Origin of the sequence: Cryobacterium sp. TMT1-66-1 (assembly GCF_004403435.1) — a bacterium.
Classification (GTDB): domain Bacteria; phylum Actinomycetota; class Actinomycetes; order Actinomycetales; family Microbacteriaceae; genus Cryobacterium; species Cryobacterium flavum.
The window spans coordinates 450,624-459,413 of record NZ_SOGP01000023.1; the positions used below are offsets into that span (position 1 = coordinate 450,624).

Consider the following 8,790-nt stretch of genomic DNA (forward strand, 5'->3'; position numbering starts at 1 on the left):
GCAGTTTTGGGCTGTTCGTTAGAGGACGTCCTCGTCGACCCACCCGAAGGTCTTCGTGACCGCCTTCTTCCAGTTGCGCAGCTGGCGGCTGCGTTCGGCTTCGTCCATCTGCGGCGTCCACCGGCTGTCTTCCTGCCAGTTGGTGCGCAGCTCGTCCAGGCCGCTCCAGAAACCGACGGCGAGGCCGGCAGCGTAGGCTGCGCCCAGCGCCGTCGTTTCGGCGACGACCGGTCGGACCACTGGAACACCGAGGATGTCGGCCTGGAATTGCATGAGCAGATTGTTCGCGATCATGCCTCCGTCGACCTTGATCTCGGTGAGGGGGACACCCGAGTCGGCGTTGACCGCATCGATGACCTCCCGCGTTTGAAAAGCCGTCGCCTCGAGTGCCGCTCGCGCGATGTGCCCCTTGTTCACAAACCGGGTGAGCCCGACCAGGGCCCCGCGGGCGTCTGAACGCCAGTACGGCGCGAACAGTCCCGAGAATGCGGGAACGAAATACGCTCCGCCGTTGTCGTCGACTGTTTTCGCGAGGGCCTCAATTTCTGAGGCTGAGCTGATCATGCCGAGGTTGTCGCGCATCCACTGCACCAGCGCACCGGTTACCGCGATGGAACCCTCCAGGGCGTAGTGCGGGGCGTCATCGCCGAGCTTGTACCCAAGGGTGGTCAACAGGCCGTTCTTGGAGTGCACAATTTCGGTGCCGGTGTTGAAAATCAGGAAGTTTCCGGTGCCGTAGGTGTTCTTGGCCTCGCCCTGATCGAACGCTGCCTGACCGAAGGTCGCGGCCTGCTGGTCGCCGAGGATACCGGCGACGGGGACCTCGCGCAGCAGGCTCGAGGTGTGCGCAGTGCCATAGATCTCCGACGAGGAACGGATCGACGGCAGCATTGACTTCGGAACGTCAAAGATGGCTACGATCTCATCGTCCCATTGCAGGGTTTCAAGGTCCATGAAGAGCGTGCGACTGGCGTTGGTGACGTCGGTGGCGTGCACTCCGCCGTCAACGCCGCCGGTGAGGTTCCACAGGACCCAGGAATCGGTGGTGCCGAACAAAAGGTCGCCGGCATCCGCTTTGGCGCGAGCGCCCGCGACGTTTTCGAGGATCCAGACGATCTTGGTGCCGGAGAAGTAAGTCGCCAGCGGCAGCCCGACCTTCTTCTTGAACCGTTCGACCCCACCGTCAGCGGCGAGGCGGTCGACGATGGGCTGGGTGCGGGTGTCCTGCCAGACGATGGCGTTGTAGACGGGGACTCCGGTTGTCTTGTCCCAGACCACCGCGGTTTCACGCTGGTTGGTTATTCCGATGGCTTTGATATCGTGCCGGGTGAGGTTGGCCTTGGAGAGCGCCTGCCCGATCACTTCGCGGGTGTTGTCCCAGATTTCCTTCGGGTCGTGCTCGACCCAGCCGGCTTGCGGGAAAATCTGCTCGTGTTCGAGCTGCCCGGTCGACACGATCGATCCGGCCTTATCGAAGATGATGGCCCGGGAACTGGTAGTTCCCTGGTCGATGGCGAGAATGTAGTCAGTCATTGGTGCGTGTCCTCCTAGTGAGTGTGCTTGGCGTTTGCGCGTGTGCAGATCTGGTCGCACGACAACGGACCGGTCCGCGGGGACCGGCCCGTTTGTTCAGGTCAGGTGAGCAGGGGAAGGAGCGGGATAGCCACCCAGCCGGCGAGCAGACCGCCGATGACGGGCCCGACTACGGGTACCCAGGAGTAGGCCCAGTCGGAGCTGCCCTTGCCCTTGATCGGCAGGATGAAGTGCGCGATGCGCGGACCAAGGTCACGGGCCGGGTTGATGGCGTACCCGGTGGGCCCACCGAGCGAGGTACCGATGACGATGACCAACAGGGCCACGGGAAGCGCTCCAAGAGAAGCCAGACCGCCGTTGGCGCCCTGCCGGTCTCCACCGAAGGCGATGACGACGAAGACCAGCACGAACGTGCCGATGATTTCCGTGACGAGGTTCCAGCCGTAGGAGCGGATGGCTGGCCCGGTGGAGAATACCCCGAGCTTGTTGGCCGGGTCGGGTTCGGCGTCGAAGTGCTGCTTGTAGGCGAGCCAGCAGGCGACAGCGCCCAGGATGGCTCCAATCAGCTGCGCCCCGATATACGCGAGCACAGACACCACGTTGACGGGGACTCCCATCCCGAATTCCTTGGCTCCGTTGGCGACGAGCCCCAGGGTGACGGCGGGGTTGAGGTGTGCCCCCGAACGGTAGGCGACCACGACTCCGGCAAACACTGCGAAGCCCCAGCCGATGGTCACCATAAGGAACCCACCGCCAAGGCCCTTATTCTTGGCCAGGGCGACGTTGGCGACGACGCCGGTTCCGAGGAGAACCAGCATTGCAGTGCCCACGACCTCCGAGACGAATACAGCTCCGATATTTTCCACGAGAACCTTTCTGATCAGGTCGGGGACGCCGAAGCTGCCCCTCTGCGGCGAGCGGTTGGCAATAACATAGCGCGCGGTGTCGTCGAGGGGAATGGGCTGGCGAGGTTCATTGGCCCCCTTTCCGGGCGTGGTTTCAGCGCGTATGGTAATTTTGGGAAAATGGCTGTCCCGGGCGGTGCTGCCCGGGCCTTGCCGTGGTCCTCTCTCTGTCGAACCGTGGCATCACCGAGTGAATGGATGGTCATGAAGAAGCTCATCAACGATCCCAAGAACGTGGTCAACGAGGCCGTCGCCGGATTCGAGGCGGCGCACGGTGACATTGTGCGTATCTCGCACGATCCGGTCTATATTGTGCGTAACGATGCCCCGGTGCAGGGAAAGGTGGGAATCGTCAGCGGTGGTGGAAGCGGGCACGAACCGCTGCACGGCGGTTTCGTCGGCTACGGCATGCTGGATGCCGCGGTGCCCGGAGCTGTTTTCACCTCACCGACTCCCGACCCGATCCTCGCGGCAACCCAGGCCGTCGATGGCGGCGCCGGCGTGCTGCACATCGTGAAAAACTACACCGGGGACGTGTTGAACTTTGAGACGGCGGCCGATCTGGCATCCGCTGAGGGTATCGACGTGCGCGCGGTCATCATTAACGACGATGTCGCCGTCAAGGACTCGCTCTACACGGCAGGTCGCCGGGGCGTGGCGGGCACGGTTCTGGTCGAGAAGATCACCGGGGCCGCCGCCGAACGCGGCGATGGCCTCGATGCCGTGGTCGCCGTCGCCGAAAAGGTAAATTCCCGCGTGCGCACAATGGGAGTCGCGCTCTCTCCCTGTGTGGTGCCGCACGCCGGGGAGCCGAGTTTCGTGCTCGCCGACGATGAGATCGAGATCGGCATTGGAATTCACGGCGAGCCGGGGCGGGAGCGGATCAAGCTCGAGCCCGCCGACGCGATCGTGGACCGGCTGCTCGGCCCGATCCTTGAAGACCTGCCCTTTGTAAGCGGCGACGAAGTACTCCTGTTCGTCAACGGCATGGGCGGTACACCGCAGATCGAGCTCTACATCGTCTTCCGCCGGGCCGCCGAAGTGCTCAAAGAGAAGGGAATCACTGTCACCCGGAGCCTCGTCGGCAACTACACGACCAGCCTCGAGATGGCGGGAACGTCCATCTCCGTTCTGAAACTCGACGACGAGCTCACGGGGCTGTGGGACGCCCCGGTGCAGACTGCGGCGCTACGGTGGGGACGGTAGAAGGAGATTCGATGACCCTGAACGATCAACCAGACTCCGTTTTCGCTGACGCGGCGCCAACGCTGGACACCGCCTGGACTGTGCGCTGGATTCGCCGAAGCGCTGAGGTGCTCGCGGCCAACCGTGCCGCCCTGAATACCCTCGACCGGGAAATCGGCGATGGCGATCACGGTGAGAATATGGATCGCGGCTTTCAGGCGATCCTGCCGAAGCTCGACGCTCTGCCCGACGAGACAACGCCCGGAGCGGTGCTGAAACTGGTCGCCACAACGTTGATCTCAACGGTTGGCGGTGCTGCCGGTCCGCTGTACGGCACGGCTTTTCTGAAGGCCTCCGGTGCTGTCGGGGACGCCGAGTGGGTGGATGCGGCCGCTCTGGTTTCCCTTCTGGCTGCAGCCCGCGACGGCATCGTGCTGCGTGGCAAAGCGGATGAGGGCGATAAGACCATGATCGACGCCTGGACACCGGCCGTGAACGCGGCGTGGTCTGCGCAAGCGGCCGGTACCGGCGTCGACGTCGTCTTGCTGGCCGCAGCGGATGCCGCAGCGCGCGGCGCGCAAGCCACCGAGCCGTTGGTGGCACGCAAGGGACGGGCGAGCTATCTCGGTGAGCGGGCGATCGGCCACCGGGATCCGGGTTCTCAGTCGACGTCGCTGCTGCTCCGCGCCGCTTTCAACGTGCTGGCGACCGCGTGATGGTCCGCGAGTGAGCGCGGCGGTATCCGCTGACCGCGTTGGCCTGGTTTTTGTCTCGCACAGCGAGAAGATCGCGGCGGGGCTGGTTGAACTTGCGCGTCAGATGGCGCCGACGGTGCAACTGGTCGCTGCGGGAGGAACGGATACCGGGGGGATCGGTACCAGCTTTGAGAAGATCAGCGACGGCATCACCGCGGCGAACGGCGGCGTCGGCGTGGTGATTCTGTGTGATCTGGGTTCGGCGATTCTGACCGCGGAAACCGCGCGTGATTTTCTTGACGATGCCGAGCAAAACCAGGTGCGAATTGTGGACGCGCCGCTGGTCGAGGGCGGGGTGGCCGCAGCCGTGGCCGCAGAGATCGGGGGAGACCTCGATGCGGTCGTGGCGGCCGCGCAGTCAGCGCTGCACCCGTCGAGTAGCGCCCCACCGGCCGCTGAACAGCCCGCACCGGCCGGGGTCTCGCGCACCGTGATCCTCGTCAACAAAGACGGATTGCATGCACGACCCGCCGCAGAATTCGTGAATCTGGTGAGCACGTTCTCGGTTCCGATCACCGTGAACGGCACGGACGCCAGCAGCCTGCTGAGCATCATGTCCCTCGGTCTGGCTCGGGGAAGCAGCGTGCAGCTGTCGTCGACTGACCCGTCGGCCGGCCCGGCGATCACCGCCCTCGCAGAACTGTTGGAATCAGGTTTCGGGGAAGAGTAGGCCAGACTCCAGAGGTTTGCCGCAAAGTCGTGTAGCAGTTACGTGCCTAATTGTCCAATTCGGCGTATCGTAATGGCATGATTCAGGACAGGAAGACCCCACGAGGCCCGGAACAGTGGGACGCGACCGATTTTCGGTCATGCCCGATCTGCTCACACGCCATGCGAGAACACGCCATCGACCATTCGTCGCGAAATACCGTGGTCGACTGCCCGGTTCCGCACCCCGGCGCCTGGGACCGAGACGCTTTCGAGCCGGTCAATGAATTCGGAATGGTGATTCACCACTCGCACGCCTAAGTCGTCAGGGCGAAGTGGCGCTGAGTGGATGCTTCCGCATTCCCGGGTCTGGCCAGTGTGCACGGGGGTGCCCAGTGGGTCTCCTTATAGTCGAGGAGGCCGTTTGGACGACTGCGCTCGGCAAGTCCGTGGGTTTCACCAAATTGTGGCCGACCGTCATTTTCGGTGCAGGGCTCGCGCTCAGCATGGGAGGCCTGGCCGGGGCAATGCGCGAAATCCTAATTGGGAAGGCCTATGCCGTCGGGGTTGGCATTGGCGCACCTCTACCGGTGGTCTGGGCGATGGTCAGCAGGAGCATTTCCTGGCTGTAGATCGCTTTGCTTGTCGGGCTCATCGGCTGCGTCGTCGGCCTCAAGCTCGTGCACGCCCCTACCGAGGCTACAGCCCTCGGGGACACATCTCGAGGCGCGTCGACGAGCTCGCGCTAACCGAGGAGCTCGTCAACGTAACACCAACGCCACAATTCCCTCGGCTCGGCGCTGCACATGATGGGGTGGCCGGACTCTTGGAAATGCCTGGTCGCGTGCTGACCGACGGATGAATCGCAGCACCCCACCTTGCCGCACAGTAGGCACATCCGAAGGTGTACCGGGGTAGTGCCTTCGCGTACACAGTCGTAGCATTCCGAGTCCGGTGGCACTGGATGCTCACCGACGGCCCGTAAATGCTCGCAGCCGCCGGCGCCCAGGGGGACTCCAGCGGTGTCGGGCCGGATCGCGGCAGGAGCTTCGGCACTGAAGGTGCTGCCAGTGTCGTCAGGCGAGGTGTCCAACATAGATTCTTCAACATCGAGCATCTCAAGCACTTCGCTGATTACCTCGTGGGCGTATTCTCCCGAGCGGCGCAGTTTCAGAACCCGGGCGCGCTCCGCATCAAGCATAGCCAGCCGCAACTGTACGTAGCGTTTACTGGGAGTGCGGTCCGCGAACTCCGATCGTCCGAGGCGTTCCCAGGCCGCCCGGTTGCGTTCCTGGGTGCGGCGTTCGAGCATGTCGAGCACCTCAGGCGGATCGTCGGGCCGAGTGTGCCGCCGCAAGTTTTCTATTCCTGCAGCGGTGGCCTGATCCATTAGCGCAGCCTGGCTGAGCGCATCCGCTTTGGTATCAGGACCACGTACCCCCAGCAGGCGAACGAGCCGCGGCAAGCTCAGGCCCTGCACAACCAGGGTTCCGGCCACCACTCCTAGGGCGGCGAGAACGAGGACGGGACGGTGGGCGACGCCTTCCGGTAGGGCGAACACCGCAGCCAGGGTGACGACACCGCGCATGCCAGCCTACGACAGGATGGTGGGCAACTGCCAGGGCGGTGCGGGGTCGACCTGTCGAATTTTGGGTATCAGCCGAGGGAGATAAATCGCTGGGAACACCCAAATCGGGCGCAACAGGAGAACCGCGACGAGGATGACAGCGCAAGCGCCCCAGATACGCCCGGCACCGAGCGAGTCGCCTGAGGTCGCCTCAATGATCGACCGTACCTGTAATCCGATGAGAAGAAAAACGGAGTTCTCGAGCAGAAACTGCACCGTCGCCCAGTTGCTGCGCTGGCTCAATCGCGACGCGCCGCCGGGCATAGCTGGCGTTCTTGTACCGACCACGAGGCCGGCGACAACGACAGCCAACACGCCAGATGCGTTGACTCCCTCAGCAGGAATATAGGCCACAAACGGGGCTGCAAGAGACATAGACGTGTTTATGGCCACGTTGCGGACCCGTTTTCGGATCTGCAGCAGGAGCCACGCCGCGACCAAGCCGATCACTACAGCCCCACCGGCAGCAAAAGCGAGGTCTGACGCCACTTGCCAAACGGTGACGCTCCCGCCAATGGCGACGATCGCCGTGCGAAGAAGCACCAGCGCGGTCGCATCATTGACCAGCGACTCACCCTCCAAAAGGCTCACAACCCGCCGCGGGAGCCCAACTCGGCGCGCGATCGTGGTCGCCGCGACTGCATCCGGCGGAGCCACCACCGCACCCAGGGCAAATGCAGCAGCCACGGGAATTTCTGGGATCAACCACCAGACGATCAGGCTGATCGCCACGGTGCCAAAAATGACATATCCGACCGACAGCAGGCCGATAGACCGCAGGTTCGTGCGAAATTCAACCAGGGAGGTACGGATAGCGGCCGCGTACAGCAGTGGAGGAAGAATTCCCACCAACACCAGTTCCGGATCCAACTTCACCGCTGGAATAAACGGCAGATATGAGCCGATGACACCGACCACAACGAGCAGCAGTGGAACAGACAGGTTCAAGCGTCTACCGAGTGCGCTGGCCGCGCAGACGACAACGACGAGAGTGAGAAGGCCGAGTGATACGTCCATCATTTACCGCCAAGAGTTTCAGGTGCCTGACTACGGCAAGATATGTCCAGCGGCCGTGAAGAGTCGATACCACTCTTCGCGCGTGAGGGCGATATCAGACCCTGCGGCCGAATCGATCAGATGGTGAACGCTGGTCGTGCCGAGTACAACCTGCATGTGGGCAGGATGACGAGTGATCCAGGCTACGGCGATGGCAGCCGGGGGAGCATCGTAGGTCAGAGCAAGGTCCTCGATGACGTTGTTCAACGCGGCATAGTTTTCTCGATCGTTCAGGAAAATACCGTCGAAGAAACCCTTCTGGAACGGCGACCATGCCTGCAGGGTGATGTTGTTTAGTCGGCAGTAGTCGAGAATGCCGTTGTCCCGGTCGATGGACTGGTCCAGGCCAGCCATGTTGGCCGAGACGCCGGCGGCAATCAGGGGCGCATGCGTGATGCTCAACTGCACCTGGTTGACGATGAGCGGCTGGGCCACCGAGCTTTTCAATAGCTCTACCTGTCCCGGAGTGTGATTGGAGACGCCGAAATTGAGTACTTTTCCCGCATTGTGCAAAATGTTGAACGCCTCCGCGACCTCGTCGGGTTCCACCAGGGCGTCAGGGCGGTGCAGCAGCAGCATGTCGAGGTAATCGGTCTTCAACGCCGTGAGCGACTCGTCGACCGATCGAAGGATGTGCTCCCTGGAGAAGTCCCAGAAGCCCGATCGAATGCCGACCTTTGACTGGATGGCGACACGTGCCCGATCTTCTGCCGAAAACGATACGGCGTCGCCAAAACGCCGCTCACATTCGTGGGGTTCGCTGCCGTACACGTCGGCGTGATCGAAGAAATTTATGCCGGCCTCTCTGGACGCTCCAACCAAGGATCGGATCTCTTCGTCGGCGAGGGGAACGATCCGCATCAGCCCCAGAATGATGTTGGAGACCTTGAAGTGTGTATTCGGTAACGTCATTGTCTTCATACCTCCAGTCTGGGTGCAGACGGGCCAGAACAATACTGGCGAGTAGCGCTTGATGGTAGCGCCAGTCCAGGTAGTTGGTAACAAAGTTCTGACGAGGTGGTAGCGGCCCGGGAGTGGTGCCCGGGCCGCCTTGGGGTTATTCCCAGTAGCCTTTCTGGGC

The 8,790-nt window shown here is 62.8% G+C and carries 7 protein-coding genes and 1 pseudogene; 4 read left to right on the forward strand and 4 right to left on the reverse strand.

Features of this window, described 5'->3' with window-relative positions:
* Window positions 1-18 precede the first annotated feature (18 nt).
* Window positions 19-1,533: a glycerol kinase GlpK gene (gene glpK, locus E3T29_RS18495; RefSeq protein WP_134346925.1), complete on the reverse strand. Its 1,515-nt coding sequence runs from the start codon at window positions 1,531-1,533 to the stop codon at window positions 19-21.
* Between the two features lie 101 nt (window positions 1,534-1,634).
* Complete coding sequence (locus E3T29_RS18500; RefSeq protein WP_092340169.1) at window positions 1,635-2,399, reverse strand: MIP/aquaporin family protein; 765 nt, start codon at window positions 2,397-2,399, stop codon at window positions 1,635-1,637.
* Between the two features lie 243 nt (window positions 2,400-2,642).
* Between E3T29_RS18500 and dhaK the strand changes: the two genes are divergently transcribed.
* From dhaK to E3T29_RS18520, 4 genes are all read left to right on the forward strand, one after another.
* Window positions 2,643-3,644, forward strand: a complete 1,002-nt coding sequence (gene dhaK, locus E3T29_RS18505; protein WP_134346926.1) for a dihydroxyacetone kinase subunit DhaK — start codon at window positions 2,643-2,645, stop codon at window positions 3,642-3,644.
* A gap of 11 nt (window positions 3,645-3,655) precedes the next feature.
* The gene (dhaL, locus tag E3T29_RS18510) at window positions 3,656-4,339 is read left to right on the forward strand and encodes a dihydroxyacetone kinase subunit DhaL (RefSeq protein ID WP_134346927.1); all 684 of its coding nucleotides are present in this window, start codon (window positions 3,656-3,658) and stop codon (window positions 4,337-4,339) included.
* A gap of 10 nt (window positions 4,340-4,349) precedes the next feature.
* A complete protein-coding gene (gene dhaM / locus E3T29_RS18515; RefSeq protein WP_241987894.1) occupies window positions 4,350-5,048 on the forward strand; it encodes a dihydroxyacetone kinase phosphoryl donor subunit DhaM in 699 nt (232 codons plus the stop codon).
* Between the two features lie 373 nt (window positions 5,049-5,421).
* Window positions 5,422-5,658, forward strand: a complete 237-nt coding sequence (locus E3T29_RS18520; RefSeq protein ID WP_134346928.1) for a multidrug efflux SMR transporter — start codon at window positions 5,422-5,424, stop codon at window positions 5,656-5,658.
* Between the two features lie 113 nt (window positions 5,659-5,771).
* Here E3T29_RS18520 and E3T29_RS18525 read toward each other — a convergent pair.
* Window positions 5,772-7,670: pseudogene (locus tag E3T29_RS18525) on the reverse strand (Na+/H+ antiporter).
* Window positions 7,671-7,700: 30 nt separating this feature from the next.
* Window positions 7,701-8,630, reverse strand: coding sequence for an aldo/keto reductase family oxidoreductase (locus E3T29_RS18530; RefSeq protein ID WP_134346929.1), 930 nt, complete (start codon window positions 8,628-8,630; stop codon window positions 7,701-7,703).
* Window positions 8,631-8,790 lie beyond the last annotated feature (160 nt).

Coding starts and splice junctions, on each gene's coding strand:
- glpK (WP_134346925.1), bottom strand. CDS start 1,533: ATGACTGACTACATTCTCGCCATCGACCAGGGAACTACCAGTTCCCGG.
- dhaK (WP_134346926.1), top strand. CDS start 2,643: ATGAAGAAGCTCATCAACGATCCCAAGAACGTGGTCAACGAGGCCGTC.
- dhaL (WP_134346927.1), top strand. CDS start 3,656: ATGACCCTGAACGATCAACCAGACTCCGTTTTCGCTGACGCGGCGCCA.
- E3T29_RS18530 (WP_134346929.1), bottom strand. CDS start 8,630: ATGAAGACAATGACGTTACCGAATACACACTTCAAGGTCTCCAACATC.